Below are 16,631 nucleotides of genomic sequence, written 5' to 3'. Positions count from 1 at the left end.
AATTAATCGCTTTTGTGGCCTTCCGGCCACTCCGGCGCTTGGCAGCGGCGCTGGCGGCAGGTCATAGTGCGCCACAAGCCCGGTCCGGGTCGCTCCGGACCGCCATCGCAATGCTCACCCCCGCGTGCCGGAAGGGCCGCCTCAGGCCCGAGCAACACCCTGAGTTCTGGAGGATTTTCCTATGTCCGACGCCGTCAAGGTCGGCTTTGTCCCATTCTCCGCGTCCGCCCGCGGCATTCTGGTCGCCTTTTGCGACGAGCAATTGAAGCTCGGGCCCGCCACCCGGAAGGTATTGGGTGCTGCCGCCGAGACGGTTAAGCGGGCCGCGGCCGCCAACCAGTTCAAGGGCAAGAGCGGGGCAGCCCTGGACATCCTGGCGCCGGAGGGAATCAAGGTCGACCGGCTGATCGTGATCGGCACCGGCAAGGCGGCCGACATCAAGGAGAAGGATATTCTCAAGTTCGGCGGCGTGGTGGCCGGCAAGCTCAATGCCGGCAGCGCTGCGATGACCGTCCTCGCGGAATTGCCCGATGCCGCGATGGCGGCCGGCCAGGCCGCGTCGATCGCGACCGGTATCCGCCTGCGCGTCTACAAGTTCGACCGCTACAAGACCAAGAAGAAGGACGGCGAGGACGGCGCCGTGCGGGCCGACGTCTCGATCGCGGTCGACGACGTCGCTGCTGCCAAGAAGGCGTTTGCGCCCGAATCGTCCATCGTCGATGGCGTGAACCTCGCGCGTGAGCTCGTCAACGAGCCGCCGAACGTGCTGTACCCCGAGGAGTTCGCGCGCCGCGCCAGCCAGCTGCGCAAGCTTGGCGTGACCGTCGAAGTCCTCGACGTCAAGGCGATGACCAAGCTCGGCATGGGCGCGCTGCTCGGCGTCGGGCAGGGCTCCGTGCGGCCCAGCCGCACCGTGATCATGCGCTGGAACGGCGGCAAGAAGAGTGAGGCGCCGGTTGCGTTCGTCGGCAAGGGCGTCTGCTTCGACACCGGCGGTATCTCGATCAAGTCTGCCGGCGGCATGGAGGATATGAAGGGTGATATGGGCGGTGCGGCCTGCGTGGTCGGGCTGATGCACGCGCTCGCCGCGCGCAAGGCCCGCGTCAACGCGGTCGGCGCCATTGGCCTCGTCGAGAACATGCCCGACGGCAACGCGCAGCGTCCGGGCGACATCGTCACCTCGATGTCCGGCCAGACCATCGAAATCATCAACACCGACGCCGAGGGACGCCTCGTGCTCGCCGACGTGCTCTGGTACGTGGCCAAGAAGTGCAAGCCGAAATTCATGGTCGATCTCGCGACGCTGACCGGCGCGATCATGGTCGCGCTCGGCACCGATCACGCCGGCCTGTTCTCCAACAATGACGAGCTCGCCGAGCGCCTCGCCAAGGTGGGCCTTCAGACCGGCGAGAAAGTCTGGCGGATGCCGCTCGGTCCCGAATACGACAAGCAGATCGACTCGCAATTCGCCGACATGAAGAACACCGGCGGACGCAATGGCGGCTCGATCACGGCCGCGCAATTCCTGCAGCGCTTCGTCGACGGCACGCCCTGGGCCCATCTCGACATCGCCGGCACCGCGATGGGCGCGCCGAAGACCGAGATCAATCAGAGCTGGGGCTCGGGTTACGGCGTCCGGCTGCTCGACCGGCTCGTCTCCGAATATTATGAAGCCAAGAAGTAACAGAGTGTCAGCCGGCGCATGACCGAGGTTCTGTTCTACCATCTGCAGAACATGACGCTGGAGAGCGTGCTGCCGCCGCTGCTCGAGAAGTCGCTCGAGCGCGGCTGGCGGGTGGTCGTGCAATCGACGTCGCAGGAGCGCGCCGAGACGCTCGACGCGCATTTGTGGACCTACAGCGACGATTCGTTCCTGCCGCATGCGAGCTCGCGGGTTGCCGACGCGCAGGACCAGCCGATCATCCTGTCGATCGAGGAGGGCAATCCGAACCGGGCCAATGTCCGGTTCCTGGTCGACAACGCAGCGCTCCCGGCCGACTGCGACAGCTATGAGCGGATCGTCCTCGTGTTCAACGGCGACGACCCCGACGCGGTGGCTTCGGCGAGGGAGAGCTGGACCGCTTGCAAGGCGCGCGGCTTCGAGGTCACCTATTGGCAGACCGACGAGCGGGGACGCTGGCAGCGGCGCCAATAGTGATATCGACTAATTAATGATAATTCGACGTTTCCTGGGGCAGGTCTTGGGGCGGGCCACGGTCATGCCGCAAAGTGATGTTCGGACAAGCCCTTAGGTAGAGGGATTAGGAGCCTTGTCGATCGTGCGAGACGGAACATTCAGTCGGAAGTCGCTGCTGGCGTTGCTGGTGCTTGCACCTGGCCTTGCCGGCTGTTCGGGCGCGTCCGACATCTTTTCGCGTGACGCGGATTGGTTCTCGCGCCCTGGACGGGTGTTCATCCGCAACATCTCGATCGAATCGCCACCGCTGACGCCGGACAAGCCGGTGACCAACGACGATCTCGTCAGCGCCGACGGAAGCTGTCCCGGCATGGCGCCGCCCGCGGGTGCCACTGACGCCAACGCGCAGGCGCCGGGTGCTCCGCCGCCGCAGCCGACCGGCGGTAGTGTCGCACTTGGCCACACCGAATGCGACGTCGTGCGCGGCATCGGCGCCCCTGACAGCGTGAACCTGTCCAACGGGCCGGGCGGTGAGCGCGTCGCGGTCGTGACCTGGTCGCGCGGCGCGCGCGCCGGCATCTACACGTTCAGCTCGGGGCGCCTGACATCCGTCGAGCGTGGCCCGGATGCTGCGCCTGAGCCGAAGCCCGCGAAGCCGAAGAAGAAAAAGACCGCGCACGGTTAGGGCATTTTCACAGCGGCGGCAGATCGATGCCTGCACGTGCGGGCATGACGAGAGCTCAGCTCCCTCCACACGTCGTCCCTGCGAAAGCAGGGACCCATACTCCGCGGCGGAGGGGGTTACGGGGCCTCGTCGTTCCGCGATCGCGCAACAATGAGCATCGGTGGTTATGGGTCCCTGCTTTCGCAGGGACGACAACGAAAATGCCGGTAAGGCAAATCTAGTTCGCGGCTTCGTCGAGTTCGGCGCTGGCTTCCAGCCATTCTTCCTCGGCGCGTTGCAGCGCGGTCTCGGCACCGGCGCGCGCCTTGGTCAGCTGTGCGGCCTGCTTGGGATCGCGCGTGAAGATATCGGGCAGCGCGAGCGCGGTATCGATCTTGGCGATGATGCCGTTGATGCGCTCGATCTCGCTCTCGGCCTGCGCGACGCGTTGCCTGGGTGACGCGCGTTTCTCATTGCGGGCGCGTTCCGGCTTTGCCGGCTCCCTGGCGCGCTCACGCGACACGGTCCGTCCGTCATTGGCCGACAGGATCATGCGGCGATAGTCGTCGAGATCGCCGTCATAGGCCGTCACGGTCTGGTTCGCCACGACCCAGAGGCGATCGGCGCAGGCCTCGATCAGATAACGATCGTGCGAGACCATCATGATGGCGCCGGGGAATTCGTTGATCGCCTCTGCCAGCGCCGCGCGGCTGTCGATGTCGAGATGGTTGGTCGGCTCGTCGAGGATGATCATGTTGGGGGCGTAGAACGTCGCAAGCCCAAGCAGCAGGCGCGCCTTCTCACCACCCGACAGGCTCTTCACCAATGTGTCGCCGGCCTTGCCGGAGAAGCCGATCGCGCCGACGCGGCCGCGCACCTTGCTCTCCGGTGCCTCCGGCATCAGCTTGCGGATGTGATCATAGGGCGAGCCGTCGAGATTGAGCTCGTCGACCTGGTGCTGGGCGAAATAGCCGACCGACAATTTGTCGGCCCGGGTGATCCTGCCGGTGAACGGCGCGAGCTTGCCGGCCAGCAGCTTGACCAGCGTCGACTTGCCGTTGCCGTTGGCCCCGAGCAGCGCGATGCGGTCGTCGGTGTCGACGCGCAGCGTCACGCGATTGAGCACGGGCTTGCCCGGCTCGTAGCCGACCGAGACGTCATCGACCGCGATGATCGGCGGCGACAGCAGCTTCTCCGGCGCCGGAAACGAGATCTCATGAACGTCCTGGGTCACGAGTGCGGTGATCGGCTTCATTCGCTCCAGCATCTTGACGCGCGACTGCGCCTGCCGCGCCTTGGAAGCCTTGGCCTTGAAGCGGTCAACGAAGTCCTGCAGGCGCTTGCGCTCGTCGGCCTGCCGCTTGGCGTGCTTGGCGTCGAGCAATTCGCGCGCGGCGCGCTGTTCCTCGAATGAGGAATAGGTGCCCTTGTAGAGCGTCAGCTTGCCGCGATCGAGGTGCAGGATCTGATCGACCGAGGTGTCGAGCAGATCGCGGTCGTGGCTGATCACGATCACCGTGCGCGGGTAGTTGGCGAGGTGATTCTCGAGCCACAACGTGCCCTCGAGATCGAGATAGTTGGTCGGCTCGTCCAGCAGCAGGAGATCTGGGGCGGAGAACAGCGTCGCTGCCAGCGCGACGCGCATGCGCCAGCCGCCGGAGAATTCCGCGCACGGCCGTGCCTGGTCTGAGGTCGAGAAGCCGAGGCCCGAGAGGATCGCCGCGGCGCGGGCAGGGGCGGAGTGGGCGTCGATGTCGACCAGCCGGGTCTGTATCTCGGCGATCCGATGCGGGTCGTGCGCGGTCTCGGCCTCGCGCAGCAACGCGTCGCGCTCGAGGTCGGCTTTCAGCACGACGTTGATCAGGCTTTCCGGCCCATCGGGCGCTTCCTGCGCGAGGCTGCCGATCCGCCAGCGCGGCGGCAGCGCAATGCTGCCGCTCTCGGTCGGGATGTCGCCCCTGATGGCATGAAACAGCGTCGACTTGCCGACGCCGTTACGGCCGACAAATCCGACGCGTGCGCCGGGCACGATTTGCACAGAACTGTGATCAATCAACAGCTGCCCGGCGATCCGGACTGAAATGTCAGTGATGGAGAGCATGCAGCGTTGTCACCGGACCCGCTGCCAAACGCAACCCGTCTGTCTGTAAAATCTCTCCGGACGGCTGTTGCAAAAACGCATTGGGCTGCTGGCGAGCCCGCAATATCTGACAGAAATCGTTGCCTAATGGCGCTCGTTTTCCCGGCGTTGCATTTCCTCGAGGAGCTGCTGCAGGCGGGACGAAAGTGCGGGTTCTGGCCGCAGGCTTTGCTGGAGCCGTTCACCCACGGCATCGCAGATGTAGCGGCAGGTCTTCCGATCAATCTGATCGGGATCGTTCTCGGTCTGGGTCATTGTCATCGTCATGGCAGCACATCTTTCGGCGAGTTCCACCTCGCATGTTCGAATAGCTCCTCGCCATGACAAGTCGCGACCCCGAATTTGGTTTCCGCTTCGCCTTACTCTCGCCTTGAGGTGGTGAGTCGGCCTTCTGCGGCCGAGTTCCCGGCGCACATGAAAAAAGCCCCGGCGCAAGGCCGGGGCGATAGCAAGTCAGGGGAGCAGTCGACAGAACAGATGGATCAGTAACAGCGGTTGACCAGGCGCCAGCGGGGACCCCACGGGGTCGGCACGACGCGGCGCACGTAGCAGCCGCCGTAGCCGTATCCATACCCGCCGTAGTAGGCCGGGCCTCCGACGATGACGCGCGGGCCGCCCCACCAACCGTGGTGCCATCCACCGTGCCAGCCGCCATGCCAACCGCCCCAGGCAGAGGCGGAGGTCGGGGCGAGCGCGGCGGCACCGAGCGAAATTGCGGCAACGGCGGCGAGCGATAATTTGCGTAACATGATCGTCTCCTCGAGGTATGGGCGCGCATCTCGCGCCCGCGGTGACATCGTTTCCCGAGACGTCCTGTGCGGCTTGCGGATGGGGGCCAGCAAGGCGTCCGATCGGTTGAGAGCCTAGACGGCTGGAGCTGAACGGCAGCGGCACGGCGCTGACAGAATGGGTTCACCTAGGTGAAATCGCGGTAAGTTGGCCGAGCCTGGCTCTGTCCGCAGACCGCCCGGACGGCGGTTTTCGTCGTGAAAATCCATCAAAACTAAAGGCTAACGCGTCACAGGGTCGCTTGCCGTTACCCCATCGCGCCGATATAAGCCCCGGCAACTCCCAGCCACCGTTTACAAGGACGAAATCATGGCGATTGAACGCACCTTTTCGATCATCAAGCCCGATGCCACCGAGCGCAACCTGACCGGCGCGGTCAATGCGGTGATCGAGAAGGCGGGCCTGCGGGTCGTGGCGCAGAAGCGCATCCGCATGACCCGCGGCCAGGCCGAGACCTTCTATGCCGTCCACAAGGCGCGCCCGTTCTTCGGCGAACTGGTCGACTTCATGACCTCGGGTCCCGTCGTGGTCCAGGTGCTGGAAGGCGAGGGCGCCATCCTGAAGTATCGCGACGTGATGGGCGCGACCGATCCGTCGAAGGCCGCCGAAGGCACGATCCGCAAGCTCTATGCGAAGTCGATCGGTGAGAATTCGGTGCACGGTTCGGATGCGCCGGAGACCGCGGTGATCGAGATCGCGCAGTTCTTCGCCGGCAACGAGATCGTCGGCTGAGGCCGAACAACTGAAAGTGACGCGGTCTCCTGACGAGACCGCGTCAAAATGAACTGGGGAGCGGCGGACCACCGCCGCCAGGGGCGGCCGCAAGGGCCGAATAGGACTCGCTGTGGACTGGCTGTGGCAGATCGTTGATCCGGCGTATATCGGCGCGTTCTTCACCGAGTTCAAGAACGAGATGGCGACCCCGACCTTCTGGGTTGCCGTCGGCAAGATCATCTGGATCAACGTCCTGTTGTCGGGCGACAATGCGCTCGTGATCGCGCTCGCCTGCCGCGGCCTCGCGCCGCGCCAGCGCCTGTGGGGCATGATTCTCGGCGCTGCCGCAGCGGTGCTGCTGCGCGTCATCTTCACCGGCATCGTCGCCAGCCTGATGGCGCTTCCCTACCTGAAACTGGTCGGTGGACTGGCGCTGATCGTGATCGCCGCCAAGCTGCTGGTGCCGGAGCAGGAGGACGAGGACAGCGTGCACACGGCCTCGCATCTGTGGGCCGCGGTTCAGATCGTCGTCGTCGCCGACATCGTGATGAGCCTCGACAATGTGATCGCGGTCGCCGCCGCGGCCAATGGCAGCGTGCCGCTCTTGGTGCTCGGACTTGCGATCAGCGTTCCCCTGATCGTTGCCGGCGCTGCGCTGATCATGGCGCTGCTCACCAAGCTGCCGATCCTGGTCTGGGCCGGCGCAGCGCTGCTCGGCTGGATCGCGGGCGACGTCATCGCGACCGATCCGGCCGTGCATCCGAGGCTCGATGCGCTGTTCGCCGGGCCGCTCGGCGCCAGGCTCGATTCCTGGCTGAGCTCGGTCGGCATGTCGCCGCAATTCGGCCATAGCGGCAACGGCGGCGAGATCGCGCTCGCCGTGCTCGGCATCGTCGTGGTGTTGGCGATCGGATCGATCTGGCGCCGTCACGCGCTGCGCAAGGCCAAGCACGCCGCCAAGGCGGCGTGACCATAGCGTTTTCGAGCGAAGTGGACGCCGGTTCGCGTGAAGAAAACGCGTCAAAACAAGCAGAACTTCGGCTCTGATTCAATCAGAGCCGAAGCCTAGCGCCGCACGATCGAGCCGACGCGCCCGACCAGCCGCGCCAATTGCTTGAAGCGGCTGCCGACGCGATCGGCGACCAGATCCACCATCCGGTGCTCGAACACCAGCATCAGCTTGCGGCCCTGGGTGCGGAAATGCGTCAGCGGCAGCACGCCGGTGCGCGCCGCCGTGATCAGATGCGCGACGCGGAACGCGGCGCCGAGCACACGCGCGCGCTCGTCCATCGCCGGCGTCACCAGCGCGCGGATCTGCGGCGGCGGCTCGTTCTCCTCGCTGAGGCCGGCATAGCGATAGAACACCGACAGCGCGACGAAGGCGCGGCCCTGATGGGTGATCGAGCCGAAATTGCCGTTCATGATCAGGCTGAGGGTTTCCTCGCCGCGATGGTCGGGATGGACGCGCCAGCCGATGTCGGAGAGCAGGCAGGCGACGTGACGCAGCCTGCGATCTTCCTCGGTCTCGCGCAGCCGGACGACGCGCACCAGCCGGTCGGTCCAGGCGGTCAGCTCCTGGGCGTGACGGGCGGAGCGCGACAGCAATTCGTTGAGGTTCTGCGCGGCGCAGTGCAGCCCGTCCTTGGCGCGCTCGGCCTGCGGCAGCATCTCGTAGAGCAGGCCCTCGCGCACGCCGAAGGTCGAGAACACGATGGTCTTCGGCTGAGCCACGCGGATGATGTATTCGAGCACGAGCGCGGCATAGGCCAGCAGAGGCCGCCGGGCATCGGCGATCGACTCGATGTTGGCCAGCATGTTGGTTGCCGCGAGCCGCCGCAGCCGCTGGGCGAAGTCGAGCGCATCCGCGGCCGGAATGGAATAGCCGTGCATCACCTTGAGCGGGTAGCCGCTCTGGATGATGTGGATGCGCGCCAGCGCGCGCCAGGTGCCGCCGACCGCGTAGAAGGTGCGGCCACGGCCGGTCTTGAGCTGGGCAACACCGAGCAGTTCGTTCTTGACGATGCGTTCGGCGCGCTTGAGCGACTTGTTCGAGAGGTCCTGCAGCGCCAGGCTGCCGAGCGGCAGCGTCACGCCGCTGCGCACGCGGTTGCCCTTGACGTCGATCAGTTCGAGCGAGCCGCCGCCAAGGTCGCCGACGACGCCGTTCGGATTGTGCACGCCCGAGACGACGCCGAGCGCGGACAGCTTGGCTTCACGCGGCCCGGTGAGGATCTCGATCTTGGCGCCGCAGATGCGCTCGGCCTTGGCGATGAAATCCGGACCGTTCTTGGCGTCGCGGCAGGCCGCGGTCGCGATCGCGTAGACGCGGCCGACCTGCTGGATCCGGCACAGCGCGCGAAAGCGGCGCAGCGCGGTGAGCGCCTTGTTCACGGCATCGGTTGCGAGCAGGCCGGTGCTCTGCACCTCGCGTCCGAGCCCGCACAGCGCCTTCTCGTTGAAGATGGTGATGAGGCTGCGCGCCATCGCCTCGTAAACCACGAGACGAACCGAGTTCGAGCCGATATCGATCACAGCGACGCTGGAAGCGCGCTTCCGCGGCCGCTTCACCGTAAGGCCCCCTTAAGACGATAGCTGCTGACGCTCGTTACGACGCGTGAGACGGCGCGGTGAAGATTCCTTGAGAGACTTACCACGGCCGGACAGACTCGGATTTGTCATAAAATAGTCATGCAGGTTGAAAGGCTCTTCGCCCTTCGCGGCCTTCATACGCGTTGACGATCCGTCCGGCAACAATTGCCAGCTCTGCTCGGTGTCCTTCAGGTTCGCGACCATGATCTGTTCGAGAACCTGCTGATGCACCGTCGGATTTTGCAGCGGACAGAGCACCTCGACACGGCGGTCGAGATTGCGCGGCATCATGTCGGCGGACGAGATATACACAGCAGCTTTTGTGCTCGGCAGGCCCTGGCCCATGCCGAAGCAGTAGATTCGGCCGTGTTCCAGGAAGCGGCCGATCACCGATTTGACGCGGATGTTCTCCGACAATCCGGGCAGCCCGGGCCGCAGGCAGCAGATGCCGCGCACCACGAGTTCCACCGCGACGCCGGCCTGCGAGGCCTCGTACAGCGCGTCGATGATGTCGGGGTCGACCAGCGCGTTCATCTTCATCCAGACCGCGCCGAGGCGGCCATGCTTGACGTGGGCGATCTCGCCGTGGATGTGCTCGATGATCCGCTTGCGCAGCGTCAGCGGCGACACCGCCATCTTCTCGATGTCACTCGGCTCGGCATAACCGGTGATGTAGTTGAACACCCGCGCGACGTCGCGGCCGATGATCGGATCCGAGGTGAAGTAGGAGAGGTCGGTATAGATGCGCGCGGTGACCGGATGGTAGTTGCCGGTGCCGGTGTGCACATAGGTGGTGAGATTGCCGCCCTCACGGCGCACCACCATCGACAGCTTGGCGTGCGTCTTCAGCTCGATGAAGCCGTAGACCACCTGCACGCCGGCGCGCTCGAGGTCGCGCGCCCAGCGGATATTGGCTTCCTCGTCGAAGCGGGCCTTGAGTTCGATCAGCGCGGTCACCGACTTGCCGGCCTCGGCGGCTTCCGCCAGCGCGCGCACGATCGGTGAGTTGTTCGAGGTGCGATAGAGCGTCTGCTTGATCGCGACCACGTCGGGATCGCGCGCCGCCTGCTGCAGGAACTGGACGACGACGTCGAAGGATTCGTAGGGGTGATGGACCACGAGGTCCTTTTGGCGGATCGCCGCGAAGATATCGCCGCCATGATCGCGCACGCGCTCGGGATGGCGCGGCACATAGGGCGGGAATTCGAGGTCGGGGCGATTGAGCCGGGTCAGCTGCGACAGCTCGTTCATCGCCAGCACGCCGTCGACCAGGATCACTTCATCGTCCGCGGCCGACAATGCGTGCTGCACGAAGATGCGCAGCTCTTCGGGCATCGTGGCCTCGATTTCGAGCCGGATCACCGATCCGCGGCGGCGGCGCTTCAGCGCGGTCTCGAACAGGCGAACGAGGTCTTCGGCCTCTTCCTCGATTTCGAGTTCGGAGTCCCTGATGATACGGAACGCGCCCTGGCCCTTGACGGTGTAGCCGGGGAACAGGCGACCGATGAACAGACCGGTGGCCTGTTCGAGCGTGATCAGGCGCGCCGGCGCGCCTTCCTTGCTGGAGGGAATCCGGATGAAGCGGTCGATCTTGCCGGGCATGCGGATCAGCGCGTTCATCGCCTTGCCGTCGGAGATCCGCGACAATTGCAACGCGACCGTGAAGCCGAGGTTCGGGATGAAGGGGAACGGATGCGCCGGGTCGATCGCCAGCGGGGTCAGCAGCGGGAAGATGTTGTGGAGGAAATGATCCTCGATCCAGGTGCGTTCGGACTTGGTGACGTCGCGCCCGTCGACCAGCTGGATGCCGACCTTGGACAGGATGTCGCGCAGGTCGCTCCAGATCGCCTGCTGGTCGGAGGCGAGCTGCGACACGGTCTTGTTGATCATCACGAGCTGCTCGGCCGGCAACAGGCCGTCCGGGCTGCGTTCGGCAATGCCCTCGCGGACCTGCGCCTTGATACCGGCGACGCGGACCATGAAGAACTCGTCGAGGTTATTCGCCGAAATCGACAGGAAGCGGACCCGCTCCAGCACGGGATGGCCGAGATTGACCGATTCCTCGAGCACCCGCCGGTTGAAGTGCAGCCAGGAAAGCTCCCGGTTGATGAATCGCTCGGGGCTGGTCGCGATCGCTGGGACGGACGGAAGTTCCGCCTCTTTCTCTTTGATTTCAGGTGCTTGTGCCGAGTCCATCAAGTGCTGGTCCAATTCCGGGCAGGGGGCTGAGGCGGTCTAGCCGAAGGCCGCACAGACCATGTGATATTGCGATGACGTTTCGATGACATTGATGTTCCGCCTCGCCGCGCCGTCAAGCCGCGGCACGGCTCAGGCATCGCGCAGCAGCTCGGCCGCCAGCGCCCGGGTCACCGGCCGGCCCAGCCGCAGCGCCTCGGTATCCAGCAGCTCGACCGCCTGGCGGACCGCGGTATAGGACCGCTCGATCCGGTTGGTCAGGTAGCTGACCAGCGGCTCGTCCACGCTCATCTGGCGGTCGGCGCAGAACTTGACGATCAGGCCGCGGAACAGCTGGTCGTCGGGCGGCAGCAACGTCACCGTCGGCACCGCGCGGAGCCGGGACCGCAGATCGCGCAGCTCGATCTCGAACGCCGACGGCGGCACGCGCGCCGTGATCAGGACGAAGGCATCGTCCTGGCGGGCGAGATTCATCAAATGAAACATCGCACGCTCGTCGAAGTCCGACGGCCTCAAATCCTCGACCACCAGCGCGCCGGTGGCGAGCGCGGCCGGCACCGTGTCGGCGGTCAGCGCATGCGCCGCGGTCGAGCGCGCGCCGGCGCTCTCGGCCCAGATCGCAGCGAGGTGACTTTTGCCGGAGCCGTCGGGCCCCACCAGCAGCATGATTCGGTTCGGCCAGTCCGGCCAGCCGTCGATCAGCGCCAGCGCGGCCTCGTTGGCGGGCCCTTCGAGGAAATCGTCGCGGGTCAGCTTCTCCTCGTGCGGCAGGGCCAAGGCCAATTGACGAGGTTGAACGCTACCGGCCACGCAAATCTCCAAACCACTTCATGTTAGCATGATCCCAGCGCAAACGCCTGGCGTTTGTCGCGGGAAAACCGCTTTCCACTTTTCCGGTTCAGGCGCTACCGAGCCTCGATCGTGCTCATGTGCCGCACCCACTCCACGAGATAGAGGGACACCGAGCCCAAAGTAAAGATCGTGACGAGGCCCATCAGGATCAGGTCGTAGGGATGCGGCTGAAAGCCGAAGCCGAGCGAGGCCAGCACCAGCGCCGCGAACGCGACCTGCGCCACCGTATTCAGCTTCGACACCATCAGCGGCTTCATCTCGACCGGCTTGTCGAACAACCATGACACAATCACGGCGGAGACGATCATGATGTCGCGCGACACCACGAGAATCACGATCCAGCGCGGCACCGCGCCCCAGATTCCGAGCGCGACATAGATCGACACCAGCAGCGCCTTGTCGGCGAGCGGGTCGAGCAGGGCGCCGAGTTCGCTCGCCATGTTGAAGCGCTTGGCAAGGAAACCGTCGACCGCATCCGAGACCCCGGCGATCACGAAGATCGCGAACGCGATCTCCATCTGGCTCGACACGATGGCCCAGACGATCACCGGCACCAGGATGATGCGGGCGAGGGTGATGATGTTCGGAATGCTCAACTTGAATCGCTTCCCGGCTAGAAGCCTGATTTTACTCGATATCCGGCTCTTTTGCGCGGCGGCCGGGTGTTATCTACATAGTATCGCGGCTAGCCGCCCGCGAGCCATTGCGCGGGGGCGGAATTCCTCGTAACCAGCCCCTTATCATCTGGAATTGGGCATGACCGAGCGCAAAAACGGGCTCACTTACGCGGATTCGGGTGTCGATATCGACGCCGGCAATCGTCTGGTCGATCTGATCAAGCCGATGGTGCGGGCAACTGCCCGGCCCGGCGCTGACGCCGAGATCGGCGGATTCGGCGGGCTGTTCGACCTCAAGGCCGCGGGCTTCAAGGACCCTGTCCTGGTGGCCGCGACCGATGGCGTCGGCACCAAGCTGAAGATCGCGATCGAGACCGGCATCCACAGCGGCATCGGCATCGACCTCGTCGCGATGTCGGTCAACGACCTTGTCGTGCAGGGTGCGGAACCGCTGTTCTTCCTCGACTATTTCGCCTGCGGCAAGCTGCATCCGGAGGCCACCGCGCAGATCGTCGCCGGGATCGCCGAGGGCTGCCGCGAATCCGGCTGCGCGCTGATCGGCGGCGAGACCGCCGAGATGCCTGGCCTCTACAAGGACGGCGATTACGACCTCGGCGGCTTTGCGGTCGGTGCGGCCGAGCGCGGCACCTTGCTGCCGACCGGTGATATCGCGGCGGGCGATGCCGTGATTGGCCTGGCGTCCTCGGGCGTGCACTCCAACGGCTATTCGCTGGTGCGCAAGATCGTCGAGCAGTCCGGCGTTGCCTACGATGCGCCGGCGCCGTTCTCGCCGGTCATGACGCTCGGCGCGGCGCTGCTGACGCCGACCAAGCTCTATGTGAAGTCCTGCTTGCGCGCGATCCGAGAGACCGGTGCGGTCAAGGGGCTCGCCCATATCACCGGCGGCGGCTTCACCGACAACATCCCGCGCGTGCTGCCGAAGCATCTCGGCGTCGGCATCGATCTGGCGCGGCTGCCGGTGCTGCCGGTGTTCAAATGGCTGGCGGAGCAGGGCGGTATCGCCGAGCTCGAGCTGCTGCGCACCTTCAACTGCGGCATCGGCATGATCGCGATCGTCAAGCGTGATGCGGTCGATGCGGTGACCGAGGCCTTCACCGCCGGCGGCGAGACCGTCACGCTGCTGGGCGAGGTGATTGAGGCCCAAGGGGCGCACCAGGGCGAGCATCGCGTGGTCTACAACGGTCATCTCGATCTCTCGCGATGAAGCGCCGCACAGCCATCCTCATCTCCGGCCGCGGCTCCAACATGGCCGCACTGATCGAGGCTGCGAAGGCTGCGGATTTTCCGGCCGAGATCGTGGCCGTGATCTCCAACCGCGCCAACGCGCCCGGGCTCGAGAAGGCAGCCGCGAGCGGCATTCCGACGCTCGTGATCGAGAGCAAGCCGTTCGGCAAGGATCGCGCAGGTTTCGAGGCGGCGCTGCAGAAGGCGCTCGACGACAGCCAGGTCGAGCTGATCTGCCTTGGCGGCTTCATGCGGCTGTTCACCGCCGAATTCGTCCGGCACTGGTACGGCCGGATGCTCAACATCCATCCGTCGCTGCTGCCGTGCTTTCCCGGCCTCGATCCGCACGGCCAGGCTCTGCGTGCAGGGGTCAAGCTGTCCGGCGCGACGGTGCATTTCGTGATCCCGGAGACCGATGCCGGACCGATCGTGATGCAGGGCGCGGTCACCGTGGCCGACGACGATACGGCGGAGACGCTCGCCGCACGCGTGATCACCATCGAGCATCGCATCTATCCGGAGGCGCTGCGGCTTCTGGCGTCTGGCCGGCTCAAGCTGGAAGGCGACCTCTGCAAGACGCAGGGCAGCGCCGCAACCGACAGCACGCTGATCGCGCCGGCGCCTTAGCGCGCGATTGCACGAAACGTCCCCCGGGGTGATGCGGCCGGGGGAGGCATCAGGATGAATCCCGCTAGCCGTAGCGTTCAGTGAACCTTGAGGTTCTCTGCCGACGCCTTGCCGCGATTCTCCACCAGCTCGTACTCGACGGTCTGGTTCTCGTTCAATGTGCTGAGGCCTGCGCGCTCGACCGCCGAGATGTGGACGAACACATCCTTGTCGCCGACTGCCGGCTTGATGAACCCGTAACCTTTGGTCGGGTTGAACCATTTGACGGTACCCTTCGGCATCGTCTCTCTCCCAGTCTAGACATAAAAAAGACGCGGCCACGTTTTCCACGTGCCACGCCACAAGCGGGCTTTCCGCTGTCTGTTCAATTCCCGGGTCTCTATATCCAAGGTCTTCAAGTCCGAAGTTTCGCCTCTCGAAGCCTTGGCTATCAACGTCGTGAAACGCACAGTCGAACGGCCGCAATCCGATTGTGAAGGGATTGCAACACGAAATCCGCGCCGTAGCAAGCGCGGTGGTTTCGCGAGACGCAACCTCAGCCTGTGCCGGTCGATTTCTGGCGCGAAGTGTTCGGCCACTGGCCGACGGTCGGGGTTCCCCTTCGCGTTGCAACGCGGCGTGCTAGCCCCGATCCACCCGCACCACGCGGCCCTTGTCGATCGCGAGCGCGAGCTGGCCGTGCTTGAGCTTGAGCGCCGCCTCGCCGAACAATTCGCGCCGCCAACCGTGCAGGGCGCCGACTTCGGCCTGATCGCTGGCCGCGATCTGCTCGAGATCGTCGACGGTGGCGATCACCTTGCTGGCAACGCCGTGGCGCTCCGAGGTCATGCGGAGCAGCACTTTCAACAGCTCGACGGTTGCCGCGCCGTTGGAATTGTTTCTCGGCTTTTCCAGCTTGGGCAGCGTCGCCTGGTCGCGAGCCAGCCCGCGCTGCACGGCGGCAATGATGTCTGCCCCCCATTTCGAGCGCTCGAAGCCCTTCGGCAGCGAGCGCAGATTGCCGAGCTTGTCCAGCGAGGTCGGCGCATGGGTGGCGATGTCGCCGACCGCATCGTCCTTGAGCACGCGCGAGCGCGGCACGTCGCGGCTCTGCGCCTCCTGCTCGCGCCAGGCCGCGACCTCGATCAGCACCGCGAGCTCGCGCGGCTTGCGGACGCGGGTCTTGAGCCGCTCCCAGGCGCGCTCGGGATGGAAGTCGTAGGTCTTCGGCGAGGTCAGGACCTCCATCTCCTCGCTGACCCAGTCGCTGCGGTCGCGCTTCTTCAGATCGGCATCGAGCGCCGCGAACACCTCGCGCAGATGGGTGACGTCGGAGACGGCGTAGTGCAGCTGCTCCTCGGTCAGCGGGCGGCGCGACCAGTCGGTGAAGCGATGGGTCTTGTCGGGGCGGTGGCCGGTGACGCGATCGACCAGCTGGTCATAGGCGATGCTGTCGCCATAGCCGAGCACCATGGCAGCGACCTGGGTATCGAAGATCGGATGCGGGATCGTGCCGGAGAGATGCCAGACGATTTCGATGTCTTGCCGCGCGGCATGAAACACCTTCAGCACGGTCTCGTTCGACATCAGATCGAAGAACGGCTTGAGGTCGATGCCGGGCGCCAGCGCGTCGACCACGACGGCTTCATCCGCGCTCGCCATCTGCACGACGCAGAGCAGGGGATAGTAGGTCGTCTCCCGCAGGAACTCGGTGTCGACGGTGATGACCTTGTGTTTGGCGAGCCGGTCGCAGGCGGCGGCGAGGTCGGAGGTCGTGCTAATCAAATCCATGAAGTGTCCATAACGGCTTGACCACACGCGTTCTGCCGAAAGGGCAGCTATGTCAAGGGTCTTGCAGGGATTTTGGCCCTGCACGGGGTGAGGGACAGGGCATTTTTGAATTGATTGGGCGCGATTCGGGGGCGTTTTCGGGCCGGTCGTGCCGGGAATCCGTTGGTTGTCCTGGCGAAAGCCACCTTCGATGTCATCGCCCGGCGCTCCGTCCACTCACTTGGCCGGAGCGATCCGGCTTTCCCTGCTCGTGCTCTCCCCGGTGAGACTGGGCTTGGTTGTCGCCGCCTT

16 protein-coding genes are annotated in these 16,631 nt (G+C 65.2%); 7 read left to right on the top strand and 9 right to left on the bottom strand.

Features of this window, described 5'->3' with window-relative positions:
- The first annotated feature begins 181 nt into the window (after positions 1-181).
- The 3 genes from XH92_RS26395 to XH92_RS26385 all read left to right on the top strand — a co-directional run bounded on the left by XH92_RS26395 (position 182) and on the right by XH92_RS26385 (position 2,822).
- On the top strand, positions 182-1,684 hold the full coding sequence (locus tag XH92_RS26395) for a leucyl aminopeptidase (protein ID WP_194454715.1): 1,503 nt from the start codon (positions 182-184) through the stop codon (positions 1,682-1,684).
- Positions 1,685-1,702: 18 nt separating this feature from the next.
- Positions 1,703-2,155 carry a DNA polymerase III subunit chi gene (locus XH92_RS26390; protein ID WP_194454714.1) on the top strand — a complete coding sequence of 151 codons (453 nt, stop codon included), beginning with the start codon at positions 1,703-1,705 and terminating at the stop codon, positions 2,153-2,155.
- A gap of 115 nt (positions 2,156-2,270) precedes the next feature.
- A complete protein-coding gene (locus tag XH92_RS26385; RefSeq protein WP_194454713.1) occupies positions 2,271-2,822 on the top strand; it encodes a hypothetical protein in 552 nt (183 codons plus the stop codon).
- 217 nt (positions 2,823-3,039) lie between these two features.
- On the opposite strand, the gene XH92_RS26380 is transcribed toward XH92_RS26385, so the two are convergent.
- The 3 genes from XH92_RS26380 to XH92_RS26370 all read right to left on the bottom strand — a co-directional run bounded on the left by XH92_RS26380 (position 3,040) and on the right by XH92_RS26370 (position 5,690).
- A complete protein-coding gene (locus XH92_RS26380) occupies positions 3,040-4,902 on the bottom strand; it encodes an ABC-F family ATP-binding cassette domain-containing protein (protein ID WP_194454712.1) in 1,863 nt (620 codons plus the stop codon).
- A 123-nt stretch (positions 4,903-5,025) separates the two neighbouring features.
- Complete coding sequence (locus XH92_RS26375; RefSeq protein WP_246787636.1) at positions 5,026-5,196, bottom strand: hypothetical protein; 171 nt, start codon at positions 5,194-5,196, stop codon at positions 5,026-5,028.
- Positions 5,197-5,423: 227 nt separating this feature from the next.
- The gene (locus XH92_RS26370; protein ID WP_050406602.1) at positions 5,424-5,690 is read right to left on the bottom strand and encodes a hypothetical protein; all 267 of its coding nucleotides are present in this window, start codon (positions 5,688-5,690) and stop codon (positions 5,424-5,426) included.
- Positions 5,691-6,039: 349 nt separating this feature from the next.
- Here XH92_RS26370 and ndk point away from each other — a divergent pair, with 349 nt between their 5' ends.
- Together ndk and XH92_RS26360 are read left to right on the top strand one after the other, a co-directional pair.
- Entirely contained in the window at positions 6,040-6,462 is a 423-nt protein-coding gene (ndk, locus tag XH92_RS26365; protein WP_016847423.1) for a nucleoside-diphosphate kinase, read from the top strand.
- A gap of 112 nt (positions 6,463-6,574) precedes the next feature.
- Positions 6,575-7,414, top strand: a complete 840-nt coding sequence (locus tag XH92_RS26360; protein ID WP_194454710.1) for a TerC family protein — start codon at positions 6,575-6,577, stop codon at positions 7,412-7,414.
- Positions 7,415-7,509: 95 nt separating this feature from the next.
- Here the strand turns inward: XH92_RS26360 and ppx are convergent, their stop codons facing one another.
- The 4 genes from ppx to XH92_RS26340 form a co-directional block, all read right to left on the bottom strand.
- Positions 7,510-9,012 (bottom strand): exopolyphosphatase, encoded by a 1,503-nt coding sequence (gene ppx / locus XH92_RS26355; protein ID WP_194454709.1) that lies wholly within the window; start codon positions 9,010-9,012, stop codon positions 7,510-7,512.
- Between the two features lie 12 nt (positions 9,013-9,024).
- Positions 9,025-11,229: an RNA degradosome polyphosphate kinase gene (locus XH92_RS26350; RefSeq protein ID WP_194454708.1), complete on the bottom strand. Its 2,205-nt coding sequence runs from the start codon at positions 11,227-11,229 to the stop codon at positions 9,025-9,027.
- A gap of 132 nt (positions 11,230-11,361) precedes the next feature.
- A complete protein-coding gene (locus tag XH92_RS26345; RefSeq protein WP_194454707.1) occupies positions 11,362-12,039 on the bottom strand; it encodes a DnaA/Hda family protein in 678 nt (225 codons plus the stop codon).
- A gap of 95 nt (positions 12,040-12,134) precedes the next feature.
- A complete protein-coding gene (locus XH92_RS26340; RefSeq protein ID WP_050401447.1) occupies positions 12,135-12,677 on the bottom strand; it encodes a CDP-alcohol phosphatidyltransferase family protein in 543 nt (180 codons plus the stop codon).
- Positions 12,678-12,837: 160 nt separating this feature from the next.
- On the opposite strand from XH92_RS26340, the gene purM reads away from it, so the two are divergent.
- Positions 12,838-13,923 carry a phosphoribosylformylglycinamidine cyclo-ligase gene (purM, locus tag XH92_RS26335; RefSeq protein ID WP_194454706.1) on the top strand — a complete coding sequence of 362 codons (1,086 nt, stop codon included), beginning with the start codon at positions 12,838-12,840 and terminating at the stop codon, positions 13,921-13,923.
- Positions 13,920-14,570: a phosphoribosylglycinamide formyltransferase gene (purN, locus tag XH92_RS26330; RefSeq protein ID WP_194454705.1), complete on the top strand. Its 651-nt coding sequence runs from the start codon at positions 13,920-13,922 to the stop codon at positions 14,568-14,570. The genes purM and purN overlap by 4 nt, the downstream gene beginning before the upstream one ends.
- Before the next feature lie 77 nt (positions 14,571-14,647).
- Here purN and XH92_RS26325 read toward each other — a convergent pair whose 3' ends face one another.
- Together XH92_RS26325 and rnd are read right to left on the bottom strand one after the other, a co-directional pair.
- Positions 14,648-14,851: a cold-shock protein gene (locus tag XH92_RS26325; protein WP_021079877.1), complete on the bottom strand. Its 204-nt coding sequence runs from the start codon at positions 14,849-14,851 to the stop codon at positions 14,648-14,650.
- Between the two features lie 340 nt (positions 14,852-15,191).
- On the bottom strand, positions 15,192-16,340 hold the full coding sequence (gene rnd / locus XH92_RS26320; protein ID WP_194454704.1) for a ribonuclease D: 1,149 nt from the start codon (positions 16,338-16,340) through the stop codon (positions 15,192-15,194).
- Between the last annotated feature and the right edge of the window lie 291 nt (positions 16,341-16,631).

It is taken from the genome of Bradyrhizobium sp. CCBAU 53421 (assembly GCF_015291625.1).
Taxonomy (GTDB): domain Bacteria; phylum Pseudomonadota; class Alphaproteobacteria; order Rhizobiales; family Xanthobacteraceae; genus Bradyrhizobium.
The sequence above is the reverse complement of the archived record's forward strand: the minus strand, read 5'-3'. Positions and strand labels throughout refer to the sequence as shown.